General features: G+C 72.5%; 22 protein-coding genes. 13 read left to right on the top strand and 9 right to left on the bottom strand.

Annotated elements, in window-relative coordinates:
• Positions 1 to 100 precede the first annotated feature (100 nt).
• Both QMO56_RS12425 and QMO56_RS12420 read right to left on the bottom strand, forming a co-directional pair.
• Positions 101 to 838, bottom strand: coding sequence for a TerC family protein (locus QMO56_RS12425; protein ID WP_283526135.1), 738 nt, complete (start codon positions 836 to 838; stop codon positions 101 to 103).
• A complete protein-coding gene (locus QMO56_RS12420; RefSeq protein ID WP_283526133.1) occupies positions 838 to 1,791 on the bottom strand; it encodes a lipid kinase in 954 nt (317 codons plus the stop codon). The genes QMO56_RS12425 and QMO56_RS12420 overlap by 1 nt, the downstream gene beginning before the upstream one ends.
• A 126-nt stretch (positions 1,792 to 1,917) precedes the next feature.
• Here QMO56_RS12420 and QMO56_RS12415 point away from each other — a divergent pair, with 126 nt between their 5' ends.
• Entirely contained in the window at positions 1,918 to 2,637 is a 720-nt protein-coding gene (locus QMO56_RS12415) for a phosphatase PAP2 family protein (RefSeq protein WP_283526131.1), read from the top strand.
• A 70-nt stretch (positions 2,638 to 2,707) separates the two neighbouring features.
• Positions 2,708 to 2,911 (top strand): hypothetical protein, encoded by a 204-nt coding sequence (locus QMO56_RS12410; protein ID WP_283526129.1) that lies wholly within the window; start codon positions 2,708 to 2,710, stop codon positions 2,909 to 2,911.
• 72 nt (positions 2,912 to 2,983) lie between these two features.
• On the opposite strand, the gene QMO56_RS12405 is transcribed toward QMO56_RS12410, so the two are convergent.
• On the bottom strand, positions 2,984 to 4,045 hold the full coding sequence (locus QMO56_RS12405; RefSeq protein ID WP_283526127.1) for an SDR family oxidoreductase: 1,062 nt from the start codon (positions 4,043 to 4,045) through the stop codon (positions 2,984 to 2,986).
• A gap of 89 nt (positions 4,046 to 4,134) precedes the next feature.
• Entirely contained in the window at positions 4,135 to 5,010 is an 876-nt protein-coding gene (locus QMO56_RS12400; protein ID WP_283526125.1) for a LysR family transcriptional regulator, read from the bottom strand.
• Between the two features lie 131 nt (positions 5,011 to 5,141).
• Between QMO56_RS12400 and QMO56_RS12395 the strand changes: the two genes are divergently transcribed.
• The 5 genes from QMO56_RS12395 (at position 5,142) to QMO56_RS12375 (ending at position 11,535) form a co-directional block, all read left to right on the top strand.
• The gene (locus QMO56_RS12395; protein ID WP_283526124.1) at positions 5,142 to 6,116 is read left to right on the top strand and encodes a tripartite tricarboxylate transporter substrate binding protein; all 975 of its coding nucleotides are present in this window, start codon (positions 5,142 to 5,144) and stop codon (positions 6,114 to 6,116) included.
• 178 nt (positions 6,117 to 6,294) lie between these two features.
• Positions 6,295 to 7,293 (top strand): D-2-hydroxyacid dehydrogenase family protein, encoded by a 999-nt coding sequence (locus QMO56_RS12390; protein WP_283526123.1) that lies wholly within the window; start codon positions 6,295 to 6,297, stop codon positions 7,291 to 7,293.
• On the top strand, positions 7,290 to 8,108 hold the full coding sequence (locus QMO56_RS12385) for an enoyl-CoA hydratase/isomerase family protein (protein WP_283526122.1): 819 nt from the start codon (positions 7,290 to 7,292) through the stop codon (positions 8,106 to 8,108). Before QMO56_RS12390 ends, QMO56_RS12385 begins: the two co-directional genes overlap by 4 nt.
• Positions 8,105 to 10,201, top strand: coding sequence for an acetate--CoA ligase family protein (locus QMO56_RS12380; RefSeq protein ID WP_283526120.1), 2,097 nt, complete (start codon positions 8,105 to 8,107; stop codon positions 10,199 to 10,201). The genes QMO56_RS12385 and QMO56_RS12380 overlap by 4 nt, the downstream gene beginning before the upstream one ends.
• Entirely contained in the window at positions 10,198 to 11,535 is a 1,338-nt protein-coding gene (locus QMO56_RS12375; RefSeq protein WP_283526119.1) for an MmgE/PrpD family protein, read from the top strand. The genes QMO56_RS12380 and QMO56_RS12375 overlap by 4 nt, the downstream gene beginning before the upstream one ends.
• A 236-nt stretch (positions 11,536 to 11,771) precedes the next feature.
• On the opposite strand, the gene QMO56_RS12370 is transcribed toward QMO56_RS12375, so the two are convergent.
• The 5 genes from QMO56_RS12370 to QMO56_RS12350 all read right to left on the bottom strand — a co-directional run bounded on the left by QMO56_RS12370 (position 11,772) and on the right by QMO56_RS12350 (position 18,456).
• Positions 11,772 to 13,742, bottom strand: coding sequence for a TRAP transporter fused permease subunit (locus QMO56_RS12370; RefSeq protein ID WP_283526118.1), 1,971 nt, complete (start codon positions 13,740 to 13,742; stop codon positions 11,772 to 11,774).
• 97 nt (positions 13,743 to 13,839) lie between these two features.
• On the bottom strand, positions 13,840 to 14,994 hold the full coding sequence (locus QMO56_RS12365; RefSeq protein ID WP_283526117.1) for a TAXI family TRAP transporter solute-binding subunit: 1,155 nt from the start codon (positions 14,992 to 14,994) through the stop codon (positions 13,840 to 13,842).
• Between the two features lie 130 nt (positions 14,995 to 15,124).
• Positions 15,125 to 15,931 (bottom strand): hypothetical protein, encoded by an 807-nt coding sequence (locus tag QMO56_RS12360; RefSeq protein ID WP_283526116.1) that lies wholly within the window; start codon positions 15,929 to 15,931, stop codon positions 15,125 to 15,127.
• A gap of 50 nt (positions 15,932 to 15,981) precedes the next feature.
• Positions 15,982 to 17,700, bottom strand: coding sequence for an acyl-CoA dehydrogenase family protein (locus tag QMO56_RS12355; protein ID WP_283526114.1), 1,719 nt, complete (start codon positions 17,698 to 17,700; stop codon positions 15,982 to 15,984).
• An 87-nt stretch (positions 17,701 to 17,787) separates the two neighbouring features.
• A complete protein-coding gene (locus QMO56_RS12350; RefSeq protein WP_283526113.1) occupies positions 17,788 to 18,456 on the bottom strand; it encodes a GntR family transcriptional regulator in 669 nt (222 codons plus the stop codon).
• 142 nt (positions 18,457 to 18,598) lie between these two features.
• Between QMO56_RS12350 and QMO56_RS12345 the strand changes: the two genes are divergently transcribed.
• The 6 genes from QMO56_RS12345 to QMO56_RS12320 all read left to right on the top strand — a co-directional run bounded on the left by QMO56_RS12345 (position 18,599) and on the right by QMO56_RS12320 (position 26,094).
• The gene (locus QMO56_RS12345; protein ID WP_283526111.1) at positions 18,599 to 19,729 is read left to right on the top strand and encodes an ABC transporter substrate-binding protein; all 1,131 of its coding nucleotides are present in this window, start codon (positions 18,599 to 18,601) and stop codon (positions 19,727 to 19,729) included.
• Between the two features lie 4 nt (positions 19,730 to 19,733).
• Positions 19,734 to 21,464, top strand: coding sequence for an iron ABC transporter permease (locus QMO56_RS12340; RefSeq protein ID WP_283526109.1), 1,731 nt, complete (start codon positions 19,734 to 19,736; stop codon positions 21,462 to 21,464).
• Positions 21,457 to 22,551, top strand: coding sequence for an ABC transporter ATP-binding protein (locus QMO56_RS12335; RefSeq protein ID WP_283526108.1), 1,095 nt, complete (start codon positions 21,457 to 21,459; stop codon positions 22,549 to 22,551). Before QMO56_RS12340 ends, QMO56_RS12335 begins: the two co-directional genes overlap by 8 nt.
• Positions 22,538 to 23,800, top strand: coding sequence for a CaiB/BaiF CoA-transferase family protein (locus tag QMO56_RS12330; protein WP_283526107.1), 1,263 nt, complete (start codon positions 22,538 to 22,540; stop codon positions 23,798 to 23,800). Before QMO56_RS12335 ends, QMO56_RS12330 begins: the two co-directional genes overlap by 14 nt.
• The gene (locus QMO56_RS12325; protein ID WP_283526105.1) at positions 23,797 to 24,693 is read left to right on the top strand and encodes a CoA ester lyase; all 897 of its coding nucleotides are present in this window, start codon (positions 23,797 to 23,799) and stop codon (positions 24,691 to 24,693) included. The genes QMO56_RS12330 and QMO56_RS12325 overlap by 4 nt, the downstream gene beginning before the upstream one ends.
• 384 nt (positions 24,694 to 25,077) lie before the next feature.
• Entirely contained in the window at positions 25,078 to 26,094 is a 1,017-nt protein-coding gene (locus QMO56_RS12320; protein ID WP_283526104.1) for a 2-keto-3-deoxygluconate permease, read from the top strand.
• Positions 26,095 to 26,101: the final 7 nt, after the last annotated feature.

Here is a 26,101-nt window from a genome sequence, read left to right as displayed (position 1 = left end):
CTGTCACACCCTAATGCCCCCCTCCGGGCATCGGTTGCGGAAGGAGGGGCCGCCGTCCGGGGGGAAAGGGCGCCCCCTTTCCCCCCCCCCGGCCTTTTCCTCACCCCTGCCGCCGCCTCGCGCGCCGCGACAGGATGTTCAGCCCCTCCACCAGCGTCGAGAAGGCCATCGCCGCGTAGATGTACCCTTTCGGCACATGCGCGCCGAAGCCCTCGGCGATCAGCGTCATGCCGATCATCAGCAGGAAGCCCAGCGCCAGCATCACCACCGTCGGGTTGCCCTGGATGAAGCGCGCCAGCGGGTCGGCGGCCAGCAGCATCACCGTCACGGCGGCGAGCACCGCGATCACCATGATCGGCACATGCGGCGTCATGCCCACCGCGGTGATGATGCTGTCGATCGAGAACACCAGGTCCAGCACCAGGATCTGCGCGATGGCGGCGCCGAAGCCGAGCCGCGCGCCCTTGCCGGCGAACATGTCGCCCTCGGCCGGCGGGTCCACGTTGTGGTGGATCTCCTTCGTCGCCTTCCACACCAGGAACAGCCCGCCGGCGATCAGGATCAGGTCGCGCCAGGAGAAGCCGTGCCCGAAGGCCTCGAAGACCGGCGCCGTCAGCCGCACGATGATCGCGACGGTGCCCAGCAGCGCCAGGCGCAGCACCAGCGCCAGCCCGATGCCGATGCGCCGCGCCCGCCCCTGCTGCGCCGCCGGCAGCTTGTTGGTGATGATCGAGATGAAGATCAGGTTGTCGATGCCGAGGACGATTTCCATCGCCACCAGCGTGGCGAGGGCGATCCAGGCGGCCGGGTCGGCGGCCAGGGCGAGCAGCGCCTCCATCAGCCGGCCACCGCGCCGGGGATCACCTCGGGCGCATAGACCCGCACCGCCCGCGGCAGCAGCCGGAAGCGCGCGGGCGTGTAGGTGTTGATCTCGCCATCGGTGTTCACCGGCATCGGCCTGCGGGTGCGCACCTCGCATTCGGTGGTGGGAAAGGCGCGCACGTCCCGCCACTGGCCATGCGTGCCGCGCCGCAGATAGGGCACCAGCGCCAGCAGCCGCCAGCGGTGGTCCAGCTCCAGGCTGTAGACGTCGAGCTTGCCGTCGTCCGGGCGGGCCGTGCTCTCCACCGTCATGCCGCCGCCGTAATGCCGCCCGTTGCCCACCGCCACCTGGATGGTCCGCACCTTCTCGGTCACGCCGTCATGCGTGAGCCAGGCGGTGAAGGGGCGCACCTCGCGCAGCAGCCGGAAGGCGGCCAGGGCATAGCCCAGCTTGCCCCAGCGGCGCTTCTCCTTGCGCCCCAGTCGTTGCGCCAGCGTGGCGCTGAAGCCGATACTGGCCACGTTGAAGAAGGGCAAGCCGTTCACCTCCCCAAGATCGATCGGTCGCACATGCCCGGCGGCGATCACGCCCGCCGCCGTCACCAGGTCGGGCTCGATGCCCAGGCTGCGCGCCAGGTCGTTGGCGGTGCCGAGCGGCAGGATGCCGAAGGGCAGGCCGGTTTCCATCAGCGCCGGCGCGGCGCCGTTCAGCGTGCCGTCGCCACCGCCGAGGATGACGGCGGCGAAGCCCTCCGCCGCGCGGGCGCGGATCACGTCGGCCGCGTTCTGCTCGGGCGAGCAGCGGTGCTCGACCAGGATCCAGCCGGCGCCGCGCAACACCTCCAGCGCCATCTCGATGCCCGCATTGCCGTTGCGCGCCCGGCCGTTGACGACCAGCAGGGCACGGCGCGCGGCGCCCTGGGACACCGGCTCCGCCGCGATGACTATCTCGCCCGCCCTGTCGTTCATCCGGCCCCTCTCTCCCTTCCGGCAGTCGCGCCGCTGTGAAACACATGAAGGGCCGGAGAGATGCGCGGCCGCCCGCAACCCCGGCGAAAAAGCTGCGTCTCTGCCCTATTGCGCACGGAACCCGGCATGATGCTCCCTCTCTTCCTCTCCCGCCTCGCGGCCCGCTTCAGCTGGGGCCAGTTCGCCACCCTGGCCGCCGTCTCGGTCTGCGCCGGCGGGCTCTGGGCCTTCGCGGCCCTGGTGGACGAGACCATGGAGGGCGAGACCCGCGCCTTCGACGAGGCCGTGCTGCTGGCGCTGCGTCGTCCCGGCGACGCCGCCGAGCCGATCGGCCCTCTTTGGCTGAAGATCATGATGCGCGATTTCACCTCGCTTGGCAGCTACGCCGTGCTGCTGCTGATCGGGCTGCTGGCGCTCGGCTACATCCTGATGCTGCGGAAATGGCTCTCGGCGCTGCTGCTGGCGGGCTCCTTCAGCGGCAGCATGCTGCTGAACAACCTGCTGAAGCAGGGCTTCGAGCGCCCCCGGCCCGAGCTGGTCTCCCACCTCGCGGATGTCTACACGGCCAGCTTCCCGAGCGGCCACGCCATGCTCTCCGCCACCTGCTACCTGACGCTCGGCACGCTGCTGGCCGGCGTGACGCATCCTCGCCGGCTGAAGGCCTATATCCTGGGCTGCGCCATCGTCATCGTCCTGGTGGTGGGCCTCAGCCGCGTCTATCTCGGCGTGCACTGGCCGACCGACGTGCTGGCCGGCTGGTCCCTCGGCGCCGCCTGGGCCATGGCCTGCTGGCTGCTGCTGCGCGCCTGGATCAGCTACCATGCCCCGCGCCAGAAGCAGGGCTGACCCGGGAAGCACGCAACCCGCCGGGGGCGGCGGGGGTTGCCTTGGTGTCACCGCAGAGGAGAGGGAGGCCATGCCCTATCTGATCAAGCTCATCTCCCCCAACGGGGCCGTGCTCTACGGTGCCCGCCGCGAGCCGGAGGGACGGCGCGCCGGGGTGGGCAGCCCCACGGCCGCCGAGCACTTCGTCTCCCGCAAGGTCGCCGAGGAAGCCCTGTCCCAGCTGCGCCGCGAGCCGCAGTTCCAGAGCTATTCCTTCGCCGTCGTCGAGCCGTGAGCGCCCGGCCGGCCGCCCTCCCCCCGCGCTGAGGAAGGCGGCGCGGCGGGCAGGCGCCGCCGCCCGGCCTCCTCAGAGCGGTGGGATGACCCGCTCCCGGCGGAGCCGCTCGAAGAAGGCGGTGAACATGTCCTCGGTGTCGATGCAGGCCTGGAAGCCCGCGCGCCGCGCCTTGATCGTGCTGCTGATGTTGTCGAAGCCGCTGTTGAAGATGAAGTCGCCGAAGGCCCAGGAGACGAGCGCCTCGTAGGGGATCGGGCGCAGGCCGTACTTCTCCGTCATGCGCGCCCAGAGCGGGCCCTTGTCGGCCATGTAGGTCACGAGCGGCATCGGCACCGGCTCGGCGGTCTCCATCCCGAAGGCGCGGGCGATCCGCGGCCACATATGCTGCCAGCGGAAGTAATCGCCGTTGGTGATGTTGAAGATCTCGTTGCGCGCCGCCTCGCTCTGCCCGGCCCAGTCGGCGGCCTCCGCGAGGATCTCGGCCGAGGTCACCTGATAGAGCGCGCGATAGGCGGCCTCGGTGCCGGGGAAGCGCAGCGGCAGGCCAAGCTCCTTCGAGATGGCGGCATAGACGGCGATGACCATGGTGAGGTTCATCGGGTTGCCGAGCGCGAAGCCGCAGACCGCCTCCGGCCGCAGGCCCGTGAAGCTCCAGGCCTTCCCCGCGCTGCGCTCGCACAGCAGGTCCTCCTGGTCGTAGTAGAAGTTCGGCGGCATCAGCCGGGGGTCATCCTCCCGCGCGGGCGTCTTGAACGGCCCGAGATCGGCGCCATAGGCCTTGCCGCCCTGGTAGAAGGTGATGTGCCGCAGCCCCGGCGCGCGCTCCTCGACCACGTCCAGCAGGTTCCGCAGCAGGGCCAGGTTGACCTCGCTCTTCTCGGCCGCCGTCGGCCTCTCGATATAGGCGCCGAACACGACATGCGTGACGTCGCGGATGCCCCCGAGCTTGTCGCGGACATCCTGGGGCTTCAGCAGATCCACCGGGATCGCCTCGACACCCGGCAGGTCGCCGCCGGCGCGGCGGGAGAGGCCATAGACCCTGGTGCCGGCCTGCGCGGCGAGGCGGCTTGCGGCCGCACGGCCGATGACGCCCTGCGCGCCGGCGACCAGGACGGTGCGATTTGCCGGCATCAGTTCTCTCCTCATTCGGGTGAGCCTGTAGAACAGCAGGCCGCCCTTCAGGTTCGCCCCGGATGTGTCGCGGCGCCTGGCCGCTCCCGCTACTCCGCCACCGCCGCGCGCAGCCAGTCGCGGAAGGCCAGCGCCTCCGGCCGCGGCGCCGGCGGCAGGATCAGCCAGTAGTGGTCGCCGCTCGGCACGGCGCCGTGCGTCGTTCCGGGGGCCAACGGCACCAGCCGCCGGCGCCGCACGTCCTCCGCCACGAAGGCCGGCGCGCAGATCACCGCCCCCAGCCCCTCCAGCGCCGCCTGGATCGCCAGGCTGGTGCTCTCGAAGAGCAGCGGTGGCGTGGCAGCGGCGCGCCCCTGGGCCGCCAGCCAGACGGCCCAGTCCTGCGGCCGCACCCGGCTGCCGAGAAGCCGCATCTCCCCGAGGTCCCGCCGGTGCCGCGCCGGCCCGGCCAGCGCCGGGGCGGCGAAGGGCGCCACCAGCAACGGCTGCAGCCGCAGCGCGCCGGGCGCTGGCGGGCTCTCCGCCGGGGCGCTGCGCACGGCGGCGTCCATTCCCTCACGGGCGAAGTCCACCAGCGCGGTGGAGGTCGCCAGTTCCACCTCCAGGCCGGGATGGCGGGCGCGGAAATCCGGCAGTCGCGGGATCAGCCAGCGCAGCGCCCAGGTGGTGTAGGCGCGCAGCCGCAGCGGCGCCGGACGCGCATCCAGCGCCGCCGTCGCCGCGCGCAAACGGGCAAAGGCGGCGGTCACCTCGGCCGCGTAGCGCTCGCCCGCCTCGGTCAGCGCCACCGCATTGGCGCCGCGCCGCAGCAGCGCCACGCCGAGCGTCGCCTCCAGCAGGCGCAGGCGCTTGCTGATGGCGGGCTGCGTGACGTTCAGCGCCGCCGCCGCCGCGGTCAGGCTGCCGGTTTCGGCGACCAGCGCGAAGGCGCGCAGCGCCCCGAGCGGGGGCAGGGTTCCCTCCATGCCGGCAGACTAACCTGAGGTTGGGGTGGTGCAAGAATTCTTCTCTGGGCCGCCGCCCGCATCGGCCGCATCCTCCGCGCCGACGAGCGACCGGCCCGCCACGAGGCCGGCCCAATGGAGGAAACACGCCCATGCGCCGCCGCACCGCCCTGATGCTGCCATCCCTGCTGCTGCCCGCGCTTGCCCGGCCGGCGCGCGCGGCGGCCTTCCCCGACCGCCCGCTGCGCATGATCATTCCCTTCACCGCCGGCGGCAGCAACGACATCGTCGGCCGGCTGGTGGCCGAGCGCATGTCCGAGCAGCTGGGCCAGACCATCGTGGTGGAGAACAAGGGCGGCGCCGGCGGCCTGATCGGCACCGACCTGGTCGCCAAGGCCGACCCGGACGGCTACACCTTCCTGCTCGGCGGCAGCGGCAGCTTCCTGATCTCCTCGCTGGTGCAGCCGAACGTCCCCTACGACATCATCAAGGACTTCACGCCGGTCGGCTTCATCGGCAACGCGCCCAACGTCATCACCGTGAACCCCAAGGTGCCGGTGCGCGACATGAAGGAGCTGCAGGCCCATGCCCGCCAGGCGAAGCCGCCGATGTCCTTCGCCACGCCGGGCGTCGGCACCACCGGCCATGCGCTGGGCGCGATGATCGCGCAGGTGCTGGACGTGCCGATGGAGTTCGTCCCCTATCGCGGCACCGGCCCGGCGCTGACCGACGTGCTGGCCGGCCGCGTGGACATGATCACCAACGCCGCCGCGCCGCTGAAGCCGCATATCGAGGCCGGCCGGCTGCGCGCCATCGCGCTCGCGGCGCCGAAGCGCTCCGAGATCCTGCCCGACCTGCCGACCACCGTGGAGCAGGGCTTCCCCGGCGTTCAGTCCGCTACCTGGTACGCGCTGCTCGGCCCCGCCGGCATGCCGCAGGAGCGGGTGGCCAAGCTGCACGCCGCGCTGAACACCACCCTCGCCGACAAGGCCGTCCAGAAGCGGATGATCGAGGAAGGCGTCGAGATCGAGCCGAGCCCCACGCCCGCCGATTTCGGCAGGTTCCTGCTGGAGGACCGCGAGCGCTGGAAGCAGGTGGTGGACCGCGCCGGCATGAAGGTCGAATGAGCGCGATGCGCCGGAATGACGCAACGCGGCCAGGCGGGGCGCTGCCCCTCCTGGACCTCCCCGCCGGGGAGGCTGAGCCTCCCCGGACCCCTGCATCCGTCGGCGGGGTCCGGGGTGACACTGTCACCCCGGCGGGGTCCAGGGGCGGCGCCCCTGGCCCGTCCCCGGAGTACCGCGCATGACCGCCCGCCCACCCCTCCGCCGCATCGCCCTGCTGGACGATTTCGGCGATGCCGCCCGCGCCGCCGCCGACTGGTCCGGCCTGCCGGTCGAGGTCTTCACCGACCACGTCACCGGCTCCGCCCTGACGGAGCGCCTGCGCGGCTTCGACGCCGTGGTGCTGATCCGCGAGCGCAGCCCCTTCCCCGCCGAGCTAGTCGAGGCGCTGCCCGACCTGCGCCTGATGGTGACGACGGGCATGCGCAACCGCGTGCTGGACCTCGCCGCCTGCCAGGCGCGCGGCATCGCCGTCTGCGGCACGCCCTCCGCGGCCGCGCCGACGGTGGAACTGGCCTGGGGCCTGATCCTCGGCCTCGCCCGCCGCATCCCCGCGCAGGAGGCCGCGCTGCGCCAGGGCCGCTGGCAGGCGCAGCCGCCAGGGCTTGAGCTGGAAGGCGCCACCCTCGGCGTCGCCGGCCTCGGCCGCATCGGCGTGCGGGTGACGGCCATCGCGCTGGCCTTCGGCATGAAGGTGCTGGCCTGGAGCCCCAACATGACGCTTGAGCGTGCTGCCGCCGCCGGCGCCGAGCTGGTCTCCAAGCAGGACCTCTTCGCCCGCTCGGACATCGTCAGCCTGCATCTCGGCCTCGGCCCCACCACGCGGGGTATCGTCGGCGCGGCGGAGCTGGCGGCGATGCGGCCCGGCGCGCTGCTGGTGAACACCGCCCGCGGCGCCCTGGTGGATGAGGCGGCGCTGCTCGCCGCGCTGCACGAGGGCCGGCTCGGCGGCGCCGCCATCGACGTCTTCGAGGAGGAGCCGCTGCCGCCCGGCCACCCGCTGCTGGCAGCCCCCAACACCCTGCTGACGCCGCATCTCGGCTACGTCTCGGCGCGCAACTACCGCGCCTATTTCGAGGGCGCCACGGCCTGCCTGCGCGCCTGGAATGCCGGCGCCGCGCTGCCCAACCCGCTGAACGCGGCCGCCGGCGCCACAACCGCACAGGACCCCCACGCATGACCCCCGACCAGCCGGCGAGCGACACCATCCTGCTGACCGTGGACGGCCCCGTCGCCACCCTGACGCTGAACCGCCCCGAGCGCCGCAACGCCATCGACGACGCCATGCGCGGCGACCTGATGGCCGCCCTCGACCGTGTCTCGCGCGACGACGCCATCCGCGCCCTCGTCGTCACCGGTGCGGGAAAAGGCTTCTGCGCCGGCGGCGACGTGCGCGGCATGAAGGAGCGCCTCGCCGCGCCGCATGGCCAGGTGGCGCTGAACGGCTGGCGCCGGCAGCAGCGCACGCACCACGCCATCGCCATGCTGCACGCTTTGCCCAAGCCCACCATCGCCGCGGTGAACGGCGCCGCCACCGGCCTCGGCTGCGACGTCGCGCTGTGCTGCGACTTCGTCATGGCCGGCGCCTCGGCGCGCTTCGCCATGAGCTATGTGCAGCGCGGCCTGATCCCGGATGGCGGCGGCATGTATTTCCTGCCGCGCCGCGTCGGCCTCGTGCGCGCCAAGGAGCTGATCTTCACCGGCCGCACGCTGAAGCCGGAGGAGGCGCTGAAGCTCGGCGTCGCCGACCGCGTCACCAGCGACGAAGCCCTGCTCGGCGATGCCCGCGCCTGGGCCGCCGAACTGAGCCAGGGCGCCCCCGCCTCGCTGGCGCTGGCCAAGTCCATCCTCGACCAGAGCTTCGAGCTTTCGGTGGAACAGGTCTTCGCCATGGGCAGCCAGGCGCAGGCGATCTGCTACAGCACCCAGGAGCACCTGGACTCGGTCGCCGCCTTCCTCGCCCGCAGCGAAGCGAAAAAGGCCGGCCGCGCATGAACGCCGCCACCGACACGGGCGCGTTGCAGAAGCTGCTGCGCCCGAAAAGCGTCGCCGTCATCGGCGCCTCGGCCGACCCGTCCAAGATGACCGGCCGCCCCGTCGCCTACCTGCAGAAGCACGGCTTCACCGGCGCCATCTGGCCGGTGAACCCGCGCGCGACGGAAATCGGCGGCCTGCCCTGCTTTCCGGATGTCGCCGCGCTCCCCGACGCGCCGGACGCCGCCATCGTGCTGCTCGGCCCCGAGCGGGCGGAGGCGGCGGTGCGCGACCTCGCCGCGCGCGGCTGCGCCGCCGCCATCGTGCTGGCCAGCGGCTATGGCGAGGCCTCGCCCGAGGGCGCCGCGCGCCAGGCCGCGCTGAAGCAGGCGGCGGGGGGCATGCGCCTCCTCGGCCCCAACACCATCGGCCTGGTCAACCTGACCGACGCCATCACCCTCTCGGCGACCGGCGCGCTGGAGATCGGCGGCCTGCCGCGCGGCCGCCTCTCCGTCATCTCGCAGAGCGGCGGCATCCTGGGCTCGCTGCTCTCCCGCGCCGCCGACCGCGGCATCGGCTTCGCCAAGCTGGTCGCCACCGGCAACGAGGCCGACCTCGACAGCACCGACTTCCTGGACGCCCTGCTGGACGATCCCGAGACCGACACCGTCGCCCTCTATCTCGAAGGGCTGCGTCGCCCGCAGGCCTTCCGCGCGGCGGCGCGCCGGGCGGCGGCGCTCGGCAAGTCGATCGTGGTCTACAAGGTCGGCCGCTCGGAATCCGGCGCCCGTTCCGCCGCCTCGCATACCGGCGCCCTGGCCGGCGCCGACCGCGCCTATGACGCGCTGTTCCGGCAATGCGGCGTGATCCGCGCCGAGAGCTTCAACGACCTGCTCGACATCCCCGCCGCCCTGGCCCCTGGCCGCCGCGCCCGGGGCCGCCGCGTCGCCGTGCTGACCTCGTCGGGCGGCGCCGGCACGCTGCTGGCCGACAATCTCGGCCTCGCCGGCTTCAGCCTTCCCGTGCCCGACGCCGCCACCGACGCCCGCCTCGCCGCCCTGCTCGACGGCGACCAGACCGCCGCCGGCCGCAACCCGGTGGACGTGACGCTCGCCGGCCTGCGCCCCGACCTCTTCCGCGGCGCCATCACCGCCCTGCTGGAAAGCCCGGGCTACGACGCGCTGATCACCGTCGTCGGCTCCTCCGCCCTGGCGCGGCCGGACATCGTCGCCGAGGCCATGCTGGAATGCCAGCGGACGAGCGAGAAGCCGATCCTCGCCTATGTCAGCCCGCATGCGCCGCATATCGTGCGGCTGCTGAACCAGCAGGGCATTCCCGCCTTCGCCACCCCGGAAAGCTGCGCCGCCGTGCTCGCCGCATTGCAGCCGCGCGTCCTGCCGGAGGTGGCCACCCCCGCCGCGCCGCCGCCCGGGGCCGCCGAATTGCTGACCTCCCCCCCCCCCGGCCCGCTGAACGAGGCCGAGAGCAAGGCGCTCTTCGCCGCCTTCGGCGTCCCCGTCGCGCGCGAGATCGCGGTGGCCGATGCCGGGGGGGCCGCCCAGGCGGCACGGACCCTGGGTGGCGAGCTGGTGCTGAAGATCCTGGCCCGCCACATCGCCCACAAGAGCGAGCTGGGCGGCGTCCGCGTCGGCCTCACGCCGGAGGAGGTTCCCGCCGCCTGCGCCGCCATGCAGGCGCGCGTCGCGGAAGCGGGCCTGCCGCCTCCCGAGGGCTTCCTGATGCAGGAGCGCGTTCGCGGCGGCGTCGAGATGATCCTTGGCGTGCACCGCGACCCGCAGCTCGGCCCGATGCTGCTGCTCGGCCTCGGCGGCGTCACCGCCGAGCTGTTCGAGGACACCGCGCTGCGCCCCCTTCCCGTCACCCGCCCGGAGGTGGAGGCGATGCTGGAGGAGTTGCGCGCGGCGAAGCTGCTGCGCGGCTTCCGCGGCGCCCCGCCGGCCGACATCCCGGCACTGATCGACGCCGTGCTGGCCTTCGCCGCCATGGCGATGGCCGCCGGCGAGCGGCTGCAGGAGGCGGAGATCAACCCGCTCTTCGTGCTGCCCGCGGGCCAGGGCGTGCGCGCCGCCGACGGGCTGGCGGTACTGGCATGAGCGCGACGGCGAACCCTCTCCTGGCCCTGGCCGGACATGCCGCGAGCTGGCGCGACCGGCCGCTGCCGCCCGATCTGGCGCACCACGCCCGCCGCGCCCTGGTGGACTGGTTCGCCGCCCTGCTCCCCGGTGCCCGCCAGGCCCCGGCCAGCCTGATGGCCGCCGCCCTGGCCGCCGAGCGCGGCGAGGGCGGCGCCCTCTGCTACACGGACGGCAAGCGCGGCGCCCCGCGCCATGCCGCCCTGCTGAACGCCACCGCCGCGCATACGGTGGAGTTCGACGACATCCACCGCGATTCCGGCCTGCACCCCGGCGCCCCCACCATCGCCGCCGCGCTCGCCGTGGCGCAGGACCGGGGCCTCGCGATGGAGCCACTGCTGCGCGCCGTCATCGCCGGCTACGAGGTGGGCTGCCGCATCGCCCTCGCCGTGCAGCCCAGCCACTACCGCCACTGGCACACCACCGGCACCGTCGGCACCTTCGGCGCCGCCGCCGCCGGCGCGCTGCTGCTGGGCGCGGACGCGGCGCAGATGGGCAACGCCCTCGCCACCGCCGCCACCATGGCCAGCGGCCTTCAGCAGGCCTTCCGTGGCGAGGGCATGAGCAAGCCGCTGCACCCCGGCCACGCCGCCGATGCCGGGCTGCTGGCCGCGCGCATCGCCATGGCCGGCGTCACCGGTGCGCCGGACGTGCTGCACGGCCCGGTCGGCTTCGCCGCCGCCACCAGCGACAGCACCGGCGACTGGGCGAAGGCGCTGGACGGGCTGGACCGCGACTTCGCCATCGCCGCCATCACCTTCAAGAACCATGGCTGCTGCGGCCATATCTTCCCGGCGCTTGACGGGCTCGGCGCGCTGCGCGCCGCGCACGGCTTCGGCCCGGGCGAGGTCGAAAGCATCCATGTCGGCGGCTACCGCGCCACCCAGGAGCTGTGCGACCGCCCGCAGGCCGCCAGCGAGCAGGAGGCGCGCTTCAGCGTGCAGTACTGCGTGGCGGCGCTGCTGCATCGGGGCGGCGTCCGCCTCGCCGCCTTCACGCCCGAGGCCCTGGCCGACCCCGCCCTGCGCGCCACCATGCCGAAGGTGAGCGTCAGCATCGCGCCCGATCTCGCCGACGCCTATCCCCGCCGCCGCGCCGCCCATCTGCGCGTGGTGCTGCGCGACGGGCGGGTGCTCACCCATACCCAGCCCAACCGCAAGGGCGACCCGGAAGACCCGCTCTCCGACGCCGAGCTGTCCGACAAGTTCCGCGAACTGGTCACGCCTGTGCTGGGCAGCGCGGAGACGGCGGCGCGGCTGGAGGCGCTCTGGCACGGCACCGCGCTGCCGGGCTGACGCCACAGGAAAAGTCCGGGGGAAGGAATTCCCCCGGACCCCCATCTTTTCTCTGTCAGTTCGGGTCAGGCCCGTGACCAGGACGGCTCACGGGCCATGGTCGCCGGGGCTGAAACAGCCCCGGCGCGGGCGCGCTCCACCCACGCTGCGGAACTGGCAGGAAAAAGATGAGGGGGTGCGGGGGAGAATTCATTCTCCCCCGGCTTTGCCCGCCGGCCGGATCGCGGCACGGCCCTTCATTCTCCCAGCCTTTTCCCGCCCGCCACCGGCGCCGCCACCGGACGCAGCAGCAGCATCGCAACCACTGTCACGCCCGCCAGCGCAATCCCCACCAGGTCCGTCCGGCCTTCCGGCACCAGCAGCAGCAGCCCGGCGGCGCCGAGCCCGACCCGTGCCCAGGCCGGCAGCCGCCCCATCCCGTAGAGATGCCCCTCGAAGGAGGAAGCCAGCAGCAGGATGGCGGCCAGCGCCGTCGCCACGGCCTGCAGGATGGTTGGCAGGTCGCCCTTCAGGATCAGCGCCGGCTGGAACACGAAGAGCACGGGCAGCAGCATCAGCAGGATGCCGATGCGCAGCGCCGTCATCCCCGTGACCATCGGGCTCGACTTGGCGATCGAGGCGGCGGCGATGGCGGCCAGCGCGACAGGCGGCGTGATGAAGGAGACCACGCCCCAGTAGAGCACGTAGAGATGCGAGGCCATCGGGTCGAGCCCGGCCTGCACCAGCGCCGGCGCCAGGGTGATGGCGAGGAAGATGTAGCAGGCCGAGGCGGTCATCCCCATGCCCAGCACGAAGCTCGTCACGGCGCCGAAGAACAGCAGCAGCCCGACATTGCCGCCGGCATAGAGCACCAGCTCGCGCGAGAAGGAGTTGGCCACGCCGGTGACGGAGAGCGCGCCGATGATCAGCCCGATGCCGGCGATCAGCGCGACGAGATGCGCGACGGTGCGCCCCGCCTCCACCACCAGCCCGGCGAAGCGGCTCCAGCCGAAGCCGGTCTGCTTCCGCCTGATCACCGCGACGGCGAGCAGGAACAGCGCCACCCAGAAGGGCGCCTCCGCCTCGATGCGGAACATCAGCAGCATCAGCGTCAGCCCGACGATGGCCAGCAGGTAGTACCAGCCGCCCTTCAACGTCGGCAGCAGGGCCGGCACCTCCTCGCGCGGCACGCCGCGCAGGTTGTGCGCCACGGCGTAGAGGTCGGTCTGCACGAACAGCGCGAGGTAGTAGAGCAGCGAGGGCAGCGCCGCGGCAATGACCACCTCGGAATAGGGAACATTGAGGAAGTTCGCCATGATGAAGGCGGCGGCGCCCATCACCGGCGGCATCAGCGCGCCGCCGGTCGAGGCGCAGGCCTCCACGGCGCCGGCATAGTGCGGCGCGTAGCCGCAGCGCTTCATGGTCGGGATGGTCAGCGTGCCGGTCGTCAGCACGTTGGAGGTCGGGCTGCCCGAGAGCATGCCGAACAGCGCCGAGGAGACCACCGCCACCTTGGCCGGCCCGCCGCGGCTGGTGCCCATCAGCGAGAGCGCGAAGTCCATGAAGAAGCCGGCGCCGCCGGTCGCCGCCAGCACCACGCCGAAGACGAGGAAGCCGATCAGCGTATCCGCCACCACCTGCATGGGGATGCCGATGATGCTCTCGGTGCCGAAGACATGCTCCTGGATGGTGGCCGGCAGGTCCAGCTCGACGCCCCAGAGGAAGCCCGGCATGTGCCCGGCGAAGAGCGGGAAGGCGCCGAAGACGATGCAGGCGATGAAGAGGATGGCCTCGCCCGTGCGCCGCGTGCATTCCAGCACCAGCAGCACGAACAGGCCGGCCAGGGCCGCCGCCCAGTCCGGCGCGGTGGCGCTCCAGCCACGCAGCTGGATGGTGAGCGCCTCGCTGCCGAGCCAGAGGCCGAGGGCCAGGATGGCGGCGGCCAGCCCCCAGTCATACCACGGCACCCGCGCCTTCTGGCCCCGGCTGCCGGGAAAGGCGAGGAAGGCGAGGGCGCCGAACAGGCCGATCAGCGCGTAGTAGTAAGCCGTGCTGATCGGCCGGAAGCCGAACAGGCCGAGGTTGAAGATCTGGTTCACCGACATCAGCAGGCCGGTGGCGGAAAGGCCGAAGGCAGCCCAGAAGGCTGCGCCGCTGGCGAGCCTTCCGGATTGCGCCTCGGGCTCCTGCGGCGGCGGCGGGGTATCGGGCAGCGCGGCGGCGCTCATGGGATGGGCTCCCGGGAATGGCGGGGTCCGGGGGGACACGGTCCCCCCGGCGGGGTGGTCCAGGAGGGGCGGCGCCCCTCCTGGCCGCGCCTGGGCCTCAGAGCGCCGCGATCGCCTTGGCGCGCACCGGCATCCAGGCCTTCTCTAGCGCTTCGCCGCTTTCCTTCCCGCCGGGGCCGCCCATGAACTCCTTCCAGGCCGCCTGCAGCGCCTGGTGCCGCTTCAGCGTCCTGTCCTGCCACTGCTGGTGCGCGTCGGACCAGATGCCCGCCTTCTTCAGGTAGCGGATGGCGCCGTCGTGGAAGGCGGCGTCCATCGGCGGCGTGCCGGCGTCCTTCATCTTCCAGCGGGTCATGATGCCGCTGACGTCCTTGTAGAGGTCGTAGCTCTGGTCGAGCGCCTGCATCATGGCAAAGACCTCGTCCGGGTCGGCGTCGGCGTTCACCGTCACCATCGGGTAGCGGTAGCCCATGACATTGGCCGGGTTCTGCTCGGACATGCCGGCGCCGACGGTCTCCGCGAAGGGATCGACGAAGGGCACCGCCTTGCGTGCCGCCTCCCAGCCCTTGGCGTTGTCGGGGTCGAGCTGCACCCAGGAGATGCCGCGGGGGCTGGCATCCAGCTCGCGCAGCACGGCGGCGGCGGGGGCGGCGCCGGCAGCGTCGGCGCGCCCCTCGATCAGCGCGCGCAGGCTGGCGCCGTAGGAGGGGAACTGCACGATCTCCACGTCGTTCAGCGTCAGCCCGGCGAAGGCCAGGATCGGCTCCACCTTGAGGTTCACCGAGGTATTGGCCGGCACATAGGCGAGCCGCTTGCCCTTCAGGTCCTCGGGCCTGGTGATGCCGCTCTCCTTGGTGGCGACGACGGAGAAGGCGTTCTTGCGGCCGCACAGCGTGCGGAAATCCTGTGGTCCCCATTGCGGGTCGGCGTATTCGTAGAGGCCTTCGACGGCGAAGTAGAGTTCGTTGGCGAGCCAGGCATGGCTGGCGCGGCGCTGCTTCAGCGGCAGCACGCGCCCGATCGAGGTGCCGGAGGGCTGCAGCCGCACGCGCGTGCCATAGGCCTTGCCCATCGCGTCGGCGATGGCCGAGGCCTCGACATAGCCGGTGGAGCCGACGTCATAGACCGACCAGATCTGCGTCGCCGGCAGGTGGTCGATCTTCTTCGTCTGCGCGGCGGCGCTGCTGATCAGCGCCGGGCGCGCGAGCAGCGCGGCGCCGCCCAGGGCAAGGCTCTGGCGTCGGGTGATCATCTCGGACTGCTCCCAATTGTTACTTTTTTGCAAAGTTTTCCGGGCATCTGCGACCTTCGTCGCCCCGCGCGGCAGGCTTCCGGATTGCGGCGCCGGTGTCAAACGCAAACCTTGCCGGCTGCGCCCCGCCTCAGCCCTGCCGGCCGGCGGCGCGCAGGAGCAGGCCGAGCACCGCCATCTCCGCGATCAACTGCCCGGCGAAGGTGTCGAGCGCCGCCAGCACGGCCTGCCGCTGCTCTGCCGGAAAGGCGGCCGGCGGGCGCAGCGCCGGCAGCATCCGGCCGGAGAGGGCCTGCGCCTCGGCCAGCAGCGCGTCACGCCCGCGCGGCAGGGTGCCGTCGGCCATCAGCGCGGCGCAGGCCGCGTGCAGCGGCGCCAGCAGTTCGGGCCAGAGCGCCAGGTGGCGATAGAGGCTCGGCACCGCGGCGGCGACGGCGGCTCCATGCAGCGCCGCGAGGTTCCGGACCTGCGCGCGGACCGCCGGCTCCAGCGCCTCCAGCCGTGGCATGGCGGGCGTCGGCGGCAGCGGCGGTGGCGGCGGCGCGGCCTCCGGCGGGCTGCCCCCGCCCGCCGCTTCCCCGGCGAGGACCCGGCGCAGCGCGGTGAGCAGTTGCAGATTGGTGCAGTTCCCGCGGTTGTAGATCTCGACCACCGCCAGCGCCTCGTCCGGCAGCACCGGCAGCACCGGCAGGGCCACGGCGGCGGCGCCGCCCGCGCCGAGCGCCGCCGCTTCCAGCCGGGCGATGCCCTCCGCCAGCAGCGCCGAGCCGGCGACCGGCCGCACCGTCGCCCAGGCCCAGGGCAGCACGCCCGGCAGCGCCGCGAAATGCCGCCAGATCAGGTTGACCACGGGAATGCCGGCCGCCGCGCGCAACGCGGCATAGATGCGGGCGGTCTCGCCATCCGCCTCCGTCTCGGCCACCTCGGGAAAGGACATCCCGGCGCTTCCTTGTTGCCTGTCGCGCTGGGCTGCCTGTCGCGCGGGCCTCAGGCGAAGCCCGCCTGCCCCGCCGCCGGATCGGCCAGCAGGGCGGGCGGCAGGGGCGCCTCCTCCTCCACCGCCAGCGGGTCGCGCGGCAGCACGCGGTGGCGCATCACCATCCCGGCCAGCGCCAGCCGCGCCGCGCCGAGTGCAGGCGGCAGTTGCGCCGCCTCCCAGGCCATCGCGGCGGCGGCGGTGAGGTTGTAGAGGGCCGTCGCCGCCTGCCGCGCCAGGGCCGCATCGCCTTCCGCCGCCTCGGCCAGCCGCAGCGCCCGCTGCAGCGCGGAAGGCAGCTCCGGCAGCGCCTGCGCCACGCCCTCCAGCCCCTGCAGGTGCTCTTCCAACGCCGCCAGCGAGCCCTCCCGCCGCGCCGCGCGCAGCACGTCGAGCGCGACGATGTTGCTGGTGCCCTCCCAGATCGAGCCGAGATGCGCGTCGCGCAGCAGCCGCGCGTCGGCGAACTCCTCGATGTAGCCGCAGCCGCCGCGCACCTCCATGGCGTCGCCGGTGACCACCCGCGCGTCGCGGCAGGCGCGGAACTTCAGCAGCGGCGTCAGGATGCGCAGCAGCGCATAGGCGCCGGGCTCCCCGGCATCGCTGCGCGTCAGCGCCGCCGCCGTCTGGAACACCATGCTGCGCGCCGCCTCCGCGCGCACCAGCATCTTTGCCAGCTGCCGCCGCATCAGCGGCATCTCGACAAGCTTCTTCCCGAAGGCGACGCGCCGATGCGCGATGAACAGCGCCTCCGTCGTCGCGCGGCGCATCATGCCGGCGGCGCGCACGCCGTTGGAGAGGCGCGAGTTGTTCACCATGTCGGCCATCTGCCGCATGCCGGCGCCCGGCTCGCCGACCAGCCAGGCAGTGGCGCCCTCCAGCGCGATCTCGCCGCTGGCCATGGACTTCGTGCCGAGCTTGTCCTTCAGCCGGACGATCCGGTAGCGGTTGCGGCTTCCATCCGGCAGGTCGCGCGGCAGGAGGAACAGGGAAACGCCCTTGATGCCCGGCGGCGCATCCTCCGGCCGCGCCAGCACCATGGCCAGCGCCGCGTCGGGGTTGCTGCAGAACCATTTCTGCCCCGTCAGCGCCCAGCTTCCGTCCGGTTGCCGCGCGGCGGTCACGCTGGTGGCGGCGATGTCGCTGCCCGCCCCCTGCTCGGTCATGAACATCGCGCCCTGCGCCAGCGCGTCGAGGTCCTGCGTGGTCAGCGCGTCGCGATAGCGCGCCACCAGCGCCTCATCCCCGAAGCGGCGCAGCGTGCGCGTCAGGCTGTCCGTCATGCTGACCGGGCAGCACAGCCCGAACTCGGCCTGCACGAAAAGATAGGTCAGCGCATACTTCGCCGCCGCCGGCAGCGGCTCCGGCCAGCCCAGCACGCCGCCGCGATGCGACATCGCCGCCAGCCCGAACTCGCCGAAGGCCAGTTGCTCCATGGCGCGATAGGCCGGGTGATAGGCGATGCGCTGGATGTCCTCGCCGCGCCGGCTGCGGTGGTGCAGCACCGGCGGGTTGCGGTCCGCCTCGGCCGCCAGCGCCGCCAGCTCGCCGCCCGCCAGCTTTCCCAGCCTTGCCAGATGCGGCTCCAGATGCGCCCGCAGCGCCGGCGGCAGATAGAGGCCGAGCAGCGCGCCCAGCATCGGGTCGGCGCGATAGAGGTCGAGGCCCTGGCTATCAGGGATGGCCTCCGCACCGGTGGGCGCGGCGGTGACGACGGGGCGCGGATGCATGGCGCGTCTCCTCGGGCGGTTTCCTCGCGCCCCTGGCCGCTCTTGGCGCGACGGCCTGCGGGGCGCACGGGCAGGATAGGCCGCGCCTCAGCGCGAGGCCACCCCTTCCCCTTCCGCCGTGTCGAGCGCCGGATCATTCGCCGCCGAGCCCAGGATATGCGCCCGCACGCTCTCCCTCAGCGCCGCCGCGTCGCGCGCCCGCAGCGCGGCCAGGATCTCCCGGTGCCCCTCCGCACTGCGCCGCAGCGCGCGCATTGAGGGCCAGAGCACCAGCGGCCAGAGCCGGGCGCGGTCGCGCGTCTCGGTCGCCACCTCCACCAGCGCGCGGTTGGGCGCGAAGCCGTAGAGCGTGTCATGGAAGTCGAGGTTGGTGGCGCTCTGCTCGGTCATCGTGCCCTCGGCCACGGCGTGGTCGAAGGCATCGGCCTTCCCCTCCAGCAGGCGCAGCGCGGCGGCGTCGATGCGCGGCAGCGCGCTCACCGCCGCCTCCGCCTCCAGCAGCGCGCGCACCTCCAGCATGCCGCGCAGCCGTTCCCGGTCGGGCGTGGCGACGCGGAAGCCGCGGTTCGGCACATGCTCCACCGTCCCGCGCAGCGCCAGCTCGGCCAGCGCCGCGCGCACGTCGAAGCGCGTGGCGCCCAGCCGCTCCTCCAGGTCCACCTGCCGCAGCCACTCGCCCGAGCGATGGGCGCCGGCGCGGATGGCGGCGGCGATCTCGGTGGCGAGGTGGCGCTTGGGGCGGGCGGGACGGGCCATGCGATGATCGTTCCCCGGCTGAAAAGGGGTTGCGCCGGGACCGGACCCCAGCCTAGCGTATTGGCGCCAATAATTGCGCCAAAGCGCGCCGGGGTCGAGGGCAGGAAGCGCCGCCGGCCTCCATCGGGGAAGGAAACGCAGCATGATCCGGATCGGTCGCCGCTCCGCCTTGGCCATTCCTGGCCTCATCCTGGCGGACCGCGCCTTCGCACAGGGAAATGGCGGGCAAGGTGCGCCCGCCAACTACCCGCAGGGCTACCAGGAGGTCGTCAGCGCCGCCGAGAAGGAGGGCAGCCTTCTCGTCTATTCCATCATGTCCGCCGAGAACTGGCGGCCGGTGCTGGAAGGCTTCAACCGCCGCTACCCGAAGATCAAGGTGGAGACGCTGGACCTGCCGAACTCGCGCGAGGTCTTCGAGCGGTATCTCGCCGAGCGCGGCACCAACAGCCGCAGCGCCGACCTGCTCGCCACCGCCGATCCCTCGGGCTGGATCGAGTTCCAGCGGCGCGGCGAGGTGATGCCCTACGAATCCCCCGAGGCCGCCGCCTGGCCCGCCTGGGCCAAGCCCTGGCCCGGCGTCTACACCATCTCGGCCGATCCGCTGGTCTTCATCTTCAACAAGATGCTGGTGCCCGAGGCGCAGCAGCCCAAGAGCTTCGCGCAGTTCGTCCAGCTCGCGCAGGAGAACAAGAGCCGCTGGCGCAACAAGATCACCAGCTACGGCGCGCACAACGGCGGCTTCGGCTACTCGGCCAATTTCGGCTTCGTGCAGAAGCACGGCGACCAGGCCTGGGACTGGTTCAAGCAGCTCGCCCCCGTGCAGCCGCGCTGGGAGCGCTCCGGCGGCCCGATGACGGAGAAGGTCACCTCGGGCGAATACGTCGCCGGCTGGTTCGTCTCCGCCATCACCTTCTGGCCGCGCCTGGATGACCCGGCGCGCGCCCGCATCCTCGGCTGGAACTTCATGAATGACGGCCAGCTCGTCATCCTGCGCGGCATGGCCATCCCGAAGGGCGCCCGGAACGTCAACGCCGCCAAGCTGATGCTGGACTATCTCGCCTCGCCCGAGGGCTCCGCCGCCTTCGGCCGCGGCGGCCTCACCCCGGCGCATCCGAAGGTGGAGCCGGGCAACGGCATCCGCCACACCTACAGCTCGATCGCCAAGGCGGTGGGCGGCGAGCAGAACATCGCCTTCATCGACTACAAGCCGGAGATGCTCAGCGGCTACGACGCCTTCATCGACCGCTGGAAGCAGGTCTACGGGGTGAGCTGAGCCGATGGACGCCGCCGTGCCGCGGGTGGAGGCGGCTCCCGCCCCGCCGCCCGCCTTCCCGCGCGAGATGCCGATCCAGTACGGCACCGCGCTGCTGGTGCTCGTGCTGGTGGTGGCGCCGCTGCTGCCGGTGCTGCTGCAGTCGCTGCTCGACGGCGCCCTCTACGAGGAGCACTACAACCTCACCCTCGGCAACTTCATCCGCCTCGCCCGGACCGACGGCTTCGGCCTGGTGCTGCTCAACACGGTCATCCTCGCCGGGCTCACCACACTGGTGGCGCAGGGCTTCGGCACCGTCGCGGCCATCCTGTTCGGCCGCACCGACCTGCCCTTCGCCCGCCTGCTCGGCGAGTTCTTCCTCTGGCCGCTCTACCTCTCGGCGTTGGTGCTCTCCTTCGGCTGGTACTCGGTCTATGGCCCCTCGGGCTACCTGACGCTGCTCTGGCCCTCGGACTGGTTCGGCGACGCGCCCTGGAACCTCTATTCCCTCGGCGGCATGGCGGCCATCGCCGGCGTCTCGCAGGCGCCGCTGGCCTATATCTACTGCCTCTCCTCCGCCACCCTCACCGACCCGACGCTGGAGGAGGCCGCGCGCGTCTCCGGCGCCGGCACCGGGCGCACGCTCTGGCGCGTCACCCTGCCGCTGATGAAGCCGGCCATCGCCTACAGCGCCGTGCTGAACTTCACCATCGGCCTGGAGCTGCTCTCCGTGCCGCTGATCTTCGGCGACCCGGCGGGCATCACCGTGCTCACCACCTTCCTGTTCAACAACGGCGTCTCCTCGCCGCGGCCGGACCACGGCCTCGTCGCCACCGCCGCCGGGCTGATGCTGATCGTGGTCTGCGGCCTCGTCTGGCTGCAGAACCGCATGCTCGGCAACACGCGGCGCTTCATCACCCTCGGCGGCAAGGCGACGCGCCCGCGCCCCTTCCGCCTCGGCGCGCTGCGCTGGCCGCTCTTCGCGCTCGCCGCGCTCTACATCTTCGCCACCGTCATCGCGCCGATCGGCATGCTGGTGCTGCGCGCCTTCACCAGCTTCCTCTCGCCGATGATCCCGGTCTCCGAGGTGCTGACGCTCGGCAACTTCGCCAGCATCTTCGACTATCCCGTCTATTCCCGCGCAGTGTGGAACTCCTTCGTCGTCAGCCTCGTCGGCGGCGCGCTGGCGACGGCTCTGATCGGCCTCGTCGCCGTCATCGTCCACCGCTCGGAGTTCCGCTTCCGCGGCGCGCTGCACTACCTCGCGCTCTTCCCGCGCGCGGTGCCCGGCGTGGTCGCCGGCATCGGCTTCTTCTACGCCTTCGCGCTGCTGCCCGGCCTGGGCGCCATCCGCAACTCCATCTGGATCCTGGTGATCGCCTTCACCATGCGCTTCATCCCGACCGGCATCGGCGCCGTCGCGCCCATGCTGCTGCAGGTGAGCCCGGATCTCGACCGCGCCGCCCGCGTGCAGGGCGCGGACTGGTGGACCACCAGCCGCCGCATCGTGCTGCCGCTGATGCGCCCGGCGCTGGTCGGCTGCTTCACCGTCCTCTTCATCTCCTTCTTCAAGGAGTATTCCACGGCGATCTTCCTCTTCGCGCCCGGCAGCGAGGTCATCGGCACCGCGCTGCTGCAGCTCTGGGTACAGGGCGAGGTCGGCATGGTCGCGGCGCTCGCCACCATCCAGGTGGTGGTCATCGCCGTCTGCGTCGCCGCCGTGCGCGGCCTCTTCGGGGTAAAACTGCATGGCTGACCTGGTGATCGAGGGCCTGACGAAGCGCTTCGGCGGCGTCACCGCCGTGGACGACGTCAACCTCCACGTGGCCGACGGCGAGTTCGTCACGCTGCTCGGCCCCTCCGGCTGCGGCAAGTCCACCACCCTCGCCGCCGTCGCCGGTCTCGACCGCGCCGATGGCGGCCGCATCCAGGTGGGCGGCACGGTCTATTTCGACGCCGCGCGCGGCATCTATCGCCCGCCCGAGGCGCGCAGCTGCGGCCTCGTCTTCCAGAGCTACGCGCTCTGGCCGCACATGACGGTGGCTGACAACGTCGCCTTCCCGCTCTCCCTGCGGAAGGTGCCCGGCCCCGAGCGCAAGCGCCGCATCGAGGAGGTGCTGGCGCTGGTCGAGATGGAGCCCTACGCCGCGCGCTACCCGCACGAGCTTTCGGGCGGCCAGCAGCAGCGCGTCGCCCTCGCCCGCACGCTGGTCTATCACCCCGCCATCCTGCTGCTCGACGAGCCGCTCTCCAACCTCGACGCCAAGCTGCGCGACCGCGCCCGCGCCTGGCTCGGCGAGCTGCGCACACGCCTCAAGCTGACCACCATCTACGTCACCCACGACCAGATCGAGGCGCTTGCGCTCTCCGATCGCATCGTGGTGATGAATGGCGGCCGCATCGCCCAGGTCGGCGCACCGCAGGAGATCTACGACCATCCCGCCGACCCTTTCGTCGCCGACTTCATCGGCACCACCAACTTCCTCCCCGCCCGCGTCGTCGATGGCGCTCCGGAAGGCGGTCGCGCCCTGCTGGAACTGGCCGATGGCCAGCGCCTGGAAGTCCAGGCCGAGCGCGCCGCCAGCGCCGGCAGCCGCGTCACCCTGGCCTACCGCCCGGAGCAGATGCGCATCGCTGATGGCGTGACGGAGGGCGGCGCGGTGCTGAGGACGCGCATCACCAGCCGCGCCTATGTCGGCGGCCTCTGGCAGGTCGGGCTCGACCTTGCCGGCGCGTCGCTGCGCCTGGAGACCCGCCAGCCGCCGCGCGGCGAGGAGTTGCACCTGTGGCTGCCCCAGGCGGGCGGCATCCTGTTCCGAGGAGGCGCCGATGTCGCCGCTTGATACCCCCGGCGAGGGCCTGCCCCGCGCCGACTACACCCCCGGCCTCCGTGGCCCGCTCACCGGCCTGCGCGTGCTGGACCTCTCCCGCCTCGTCGCCGGCAACACGCTGACCCAGCACCTCGCCGATTTCGGCGCCACGGTGGACAAGGTGGAGCCGCGCGACGGCGACACGCTGCGCGGCTGGCGCGTCAAGGGCGTGGAAACCGCCTGGAAGGTGCATGGCCGCGGCAAGCGCAGCCTCTGCCTCGATTTCCGCCACAAGGACGCCATCCCGCTGATCCGCCGCCTCGTCCCCGGCGCGGCGATGCTGGTGGAGAGCTTCCGCCCCGGCACGCTGGAGGCGATGGGCCTCACCCCCGAGGAGCTGCTGCGCATCGAGCCCAGCCTGATCATCGTGCGCATCTCCGGCTGGGGCCAGGACGGCCCCTATTCCCGCCGCCCCGGCTTCGGCACGCTGGTGGAAGGCTTCGCCGGCTTCGCCGAGATGAACGGCTTCGCCGATCGCGAGCCGGTGCTGCCGCCGATGTACCTGGCCGATACCATCGCCGGTCTCACCGGCGCCTTCGCCGCCATGGCCGCGCTGCGCGAGGTGGAGATCAATGGCGGCCAGGGCCAGGTGATCGACCTGCCCCTGCTCGACCCGCTCTTCACCGCCCTCGGCCCCCAGGCGGCCAACTACCGCCTCACCGGCAAGACCAAGCCGCGCACCGGCAGCCGCTCCACCGGCGCCGCGCCGCGCAACGTCTACCGCACCTCCGACGATGGCTGGGTCTGCCTCTCCGCCTCCACCCAGGGCATGGCCGAGCGCGTGCTGCGCTCCATCGGCCGCGGCGACCTGGTGGACGACCCGCGCTTCCGCACCAACGAGCAGCGCGTGGCGCATGGCGAGGAGCTGGACGGCATCATCGGCGCCTTCGTCGGCCAGCGCACGCTGGCGGAGAACGTCGCCTTCTTCGAGGCCGCCGAGGTCACCATCGGCCCGGTGAACGACATCACCCGCTTCATGGCCGACCGCCACGTCAAGGCGCGCGCCCTGCTCGCCGACTACCCCGACGAGGACATGGGCAGCTTCCCCATGCACGCCGTCTCCTCCCGCCTCTCCGGCACGCCCGGCGCCATCCGCGGCCCGGCGCCCCGCCTCGGCCAGCACAGCCGCGAGATCCTGGCCGAGCACGGCCTCGCCACCGCCGAGATCGAGGCCGCCCTCGCCTCCGGCCTTGTCACCACCCCCCAGGAGGCCACGCGATGAATCCCGCCCCGCACCCCGTCTGGCGTTCCGGCCTTTTCGTCCCCGTCAATGTCGAGCGCTTCCTGGCCAAGGCCGGCGAGCGCGGCGCCGATGCCATCCAACTCGACCTGGAGGACAGCATCGCCCCAGCCGACAAGCCCGAGGCCCGGCGCAAGGTGGAGGCCGCCGTCGAGCGCCTGCGCCGCGAGGCCCGCTCGGACATCCTGGTGCGCATCAACCAGCCGCTGGAGGACGCGGTGCGCGACCTGGAGGCCGCCGTGCTGCCCGGCGTCGCCGCCATCATGGTCACCAAGGTCGAAGGCCCCGACCACCTCCGCCTGCTGGACGAGCTGGTCGCCCGCCTCGAACAGAAGCGCGGCCTGCCCGAAGGCGGCATCCGTTTCGTCGCGCTGATCGAGGCCCCCGGCCCGCTCGCCCAGGCCCATGCCATCGCCCGCGCCACGCCGCGCACCGTGGGCCTCTCGCTCGGCGCCGAGGACTACGCCACCGCCATCGGCGGCGAGCCCACCCCCGACGTGCTGCTGATGCCCAAGCAGCAGATCCTGCAGGCCGCCACCGCCGCCGGCCTGATGCCGCTCGGCACCATCAGCACCGTGGCCGACTATTCCGACATCGCCGCCTATACCGAGGTGGTGCGCCGCTCCGCCGCCTTCGGCTTTGTCGGCGCCTCGGCCATCCACCCCGCGCAGGTGCCCGCGCTGAACGCCGGCTTCAGCCCCTCGCCGGAGGCGGTGGCAAAGGCCGAGCGCATCGTCACCGCCGACCGCGAAGCCGCCGCCCAGGGGCGCGGCTCCTTCGCGCTCGACGGCAAGATGATCGACATCCCGATCGTCCGCCGCGCCGAGGCGCTGCTCGCCCGGGCACGGGCCATCGCGGCGCGGGAAGCGAAGTAGGCCAAGGCCGGGGGAGAATGAATTCTCCCCCGGACCCCCTCTTCTTTTCTCTGCCGGTTTTCCAGCGCGGATGAAGCGCGCGCGCCAGGGCCGAAACCGCCCCGGCGACTGCGACAGGAAGCACCAAGGGGGCCGGCGCGCTGCGTCCGGCCCCCTGGTGCTTTCTGCGGGGCCGCACGGAAGGCGGGGGCCTGGGGGAACTCAGTTCCCCCAGCAGGGAGGGCGTGGGAGGGGCGGCGCCCCTCCCACATGCCTGAAACACGCGCATTTCGCGCAAAATTGCGATTGCTTTCCGGCGTATTTGCGCGAATTAAGCGCCGAAATCTGCGCATTCCGCGCAGTCCGAAAGACCCGCACCCCCCGGTGCGAAGCGAGGAAGCCTTCATGCAGCTCCCCATCAAGCGCGCCATCGAGCGGGTGCCGGGCGGGATGATGGTCGTGCCCCTGGCCCTGGGCGCGCTCATCGCCACCTTCTTCCCGGACACCCCGAAGTTCTTCGGCTCCTTCACCGGCGCGCTGTTCAGCGGGGCGCTGACCATCCTGGCGGTGTTCTATGTCTGCATGGGCGCCAGCATCGATTTCCGCGCGACGCCCTACATCCTGAAGAAGGGCGGCACGCTGTTCGGCGTGAAGATCGGCATGGCGATCCTGCTGGGCGTCGTCTTCGGCCAGATCCTGGGCGAGGCCCCGGTCACCGCCGGCGCCTTCGCCGGCCTTTCCACCCTGGCCATCGTCGCCGCGATGAACGACACCAATGGCGGCCTCTACATGGCGCTGATGGGCCAGTACGGCGACGCGCGGGACGTCGGCGCCTATACCGTGATGACGCTGGAATCCGGCCCCTTCCTGACCATGGTGACGCTGGGCGTGGCCGGCCTCTCGGCCTTCCCCTGGCCGACGCTGGTGGGCTCCATCCTGCCGCTGCTGGTGGGCATGCTCCTCGGCAACCTGGACCGCGAGATGCGCGCCTTCCTCAGCCGCGCCATCCCGGTGATGATCCCCTTCTTCGCCTTCGCGCTGGGCAGCGGGCTGGATCTCAGCAAGGTGTGGCAGGCCGGCCTGCTGGGCCTCGGCCTCGGCGTGGCGGTGGTGGTGGTCACCGGCATTCCGCTCTTCCTGGCCGACCGTGCCATCGGCGGCAGCGGCGTCGCCGGCGTCGCCGCGGCCTCCACCGCGGGCAATGCGGCGGCGGTGCCGGCCATCGTGGCGGCCGCCAACCCGGCCTATGCGGCCGCCGCCGCCCCGGCCACCATCCTCGTCGCCGCCGCCGTCATCGTCACCACGGTGCTGGTGCCGCTGCTGACCGCCTGGGTGTCCCGCCGCACCGGCGGCCCTGCTCCCCAGCCCGCGCCGGTGCCCGCGTCCCCCCATCCGGCCACCGCCCCCGCGCGGCAGGGCTGAAAGGTCC

This window comes from Roseomonas sp. E05 (genome assembly GCF_030063475.1).
In the GTDB taxonomy this organism is placed as follows: domain Bacteria; phylum Pseudomonadota; class Alphaproteobacteria; order Acetobacterales; family Acetobacteraceae; genus Pseudoroseomonas.
The sequence above is the reverse complement of the archived record's forward strand: the minus strand, read 5'-3'. Positions and strand labels throughout refer to the sequence as shown.

Coding starts and splice junctions, on each gene's coding strand:
- QMO56_RS12405 (WP_283526127.1), bottom strand. CDS start 4,045: ATGCCGGCAAATCGCACCGTCCTGGTCGCCGGCGCGCAGGGCGTCATC.
- QMO56_RS12410 (WP_283526129.1), top strand. CDS start 2,708: ATGCCCTATCTGATCAAGCTCATCTCCCCCAACGGGGCCGTGCTCTAC.
- QMO56_RS12395 (WP_283526124.1), top strand. CDS start 5,142: ATGCGCCGCCGCACCGCCCTGATGCTGCCATCCCTGCTGCTGCCCGCG.
- QMO56_RS12385 (WP_283526122.1), top strand. CDS start 7,290: ATGACCCCCGACCAGCCGGCGAGCGACACCATCCTGCTGACCGTGGAC.
- QMO56_RS12335 (WP_283526108.1), top strand. CDS start 21,457: ATGGCTGACCTGGTGATCGAGGGCCTGACGAAGCGCTTCGGCGGCGTC.
- QMO56_RS12400 (WP_283526125.1), bottom strand. CDS start 5,010: ATGGAGGGAACCCTGCCCCCGCTCGGGGCGCTGCGCGCCTTCGCGCTG.
- QMO56_RS12370 (WP_283526118.1), bottom strand. CDS start 13,742: ATGAGCGCCGCCGCGCTGCCCGATACCCCGCCGCCGCCGCAGGAGCCC.
- QMO56_RS12375 (WP_283526119.1), top strand. CDS start 10,198: ATGAGCGCGACGGCGAACCCTCTCCTGGCCCTGGCCGGACATGCCGCG.
- QMO56_RS12360 (WP_283526116.1), bottom strand. CDS start 15,931: ATGTCCTTTCCCGAGGTGGCCGAGACGGAGGCGGATGGCGAGACCGCC.
- QMO56_RS12340 (WP_283526109.1), top strand. CDS start 19,734: ATGGACGCCGCCGTGCCGCGGGTGGAGGCGGCTCCCGCCCCGCCGCCC.
- QMO56_RS12330 (WP_283526107.1), top strand. CDS start 22,538: ATGTCGCCGCTTGATACCCCCGGCGAGGGCCTGCCCCGCGCCGACTAC.
- QMO56_RS12390 (WP_283526123.1), top strand. CDS start 6,295: ATGACCGCCCGCCCACCCCTCCGCCGCATCGCCCTGCTGGACGATTTC.
- QMO56_RS12420 (WP_283526133.1), bottom strand. CDS start 1,791: ATGAACGACAGGGCGGGCGAGATAGTCATCGCGGCGGAGCCGGTGTCC.
- QMO56_RS12350 (WP_283526113.1), bottom strand. CDS start 18,456: ATGGCCCGTCCCGCCCGCCCCAAGCGCCACCTCGCCACCGAGATCGCC.
- QMO56_RS12355 (WP_283526114.1), bottom strand. CDS start 17,700: ATGCATCCGCGCCCCGTCGTCACCGCCGCGCCCACCGGTGCGGAGGCC.
- QMO56_RS12365 (WP_283526117.1), bottom strand. CDS start 14,994: ATGATCACCCGACGCCAGAGCCTTGCCCTGGGCGGCGCCGCGCTGCTC.
- QMO56_RS12425 (WP_283526135.1), bottom strand. CDS start 838: ATGGAGGCGCTGCTCGCCCTGGCCGCCGACCCGGCCGCCTGGATCGCC.
- QMO56_RS12320 (WP_283526104.1), top strand. CDS start 25,078: ATGCAGCTCCCCATCAAGCGCGCCATCGAGCGGGTGCCGGGCGGGATG.
- QMO56_RS12325 (WP_283526105.1), top strand. CDS start 23,797: ATGAATCCCGCCCCGCACCCCGTCTGGCGTTCCGGCCTTTTCGTCCCC.
- QMO56_RS12380 (WP_283526120.1), top strand. CDS start 8,105: ATGAACGCCGCCACCGACACGGGCGCGTTGCAGAAGCTGCTGCGCCCG.
- QMO56_RS12345 (WP_283526111.1), top strand. CDS start 18,599: ATGATCCGGATCGGTCGCCGCTCCGCCTTGGCCATTCCTGGCCTCATC.
- QMO56_RS12415 (WP_283526131.1), top strand. CDS start 1,918: ATGATGCTCCCTCTCTTCCTCTCCCGCCTCGCGGCCCGCTTCAGCTGG.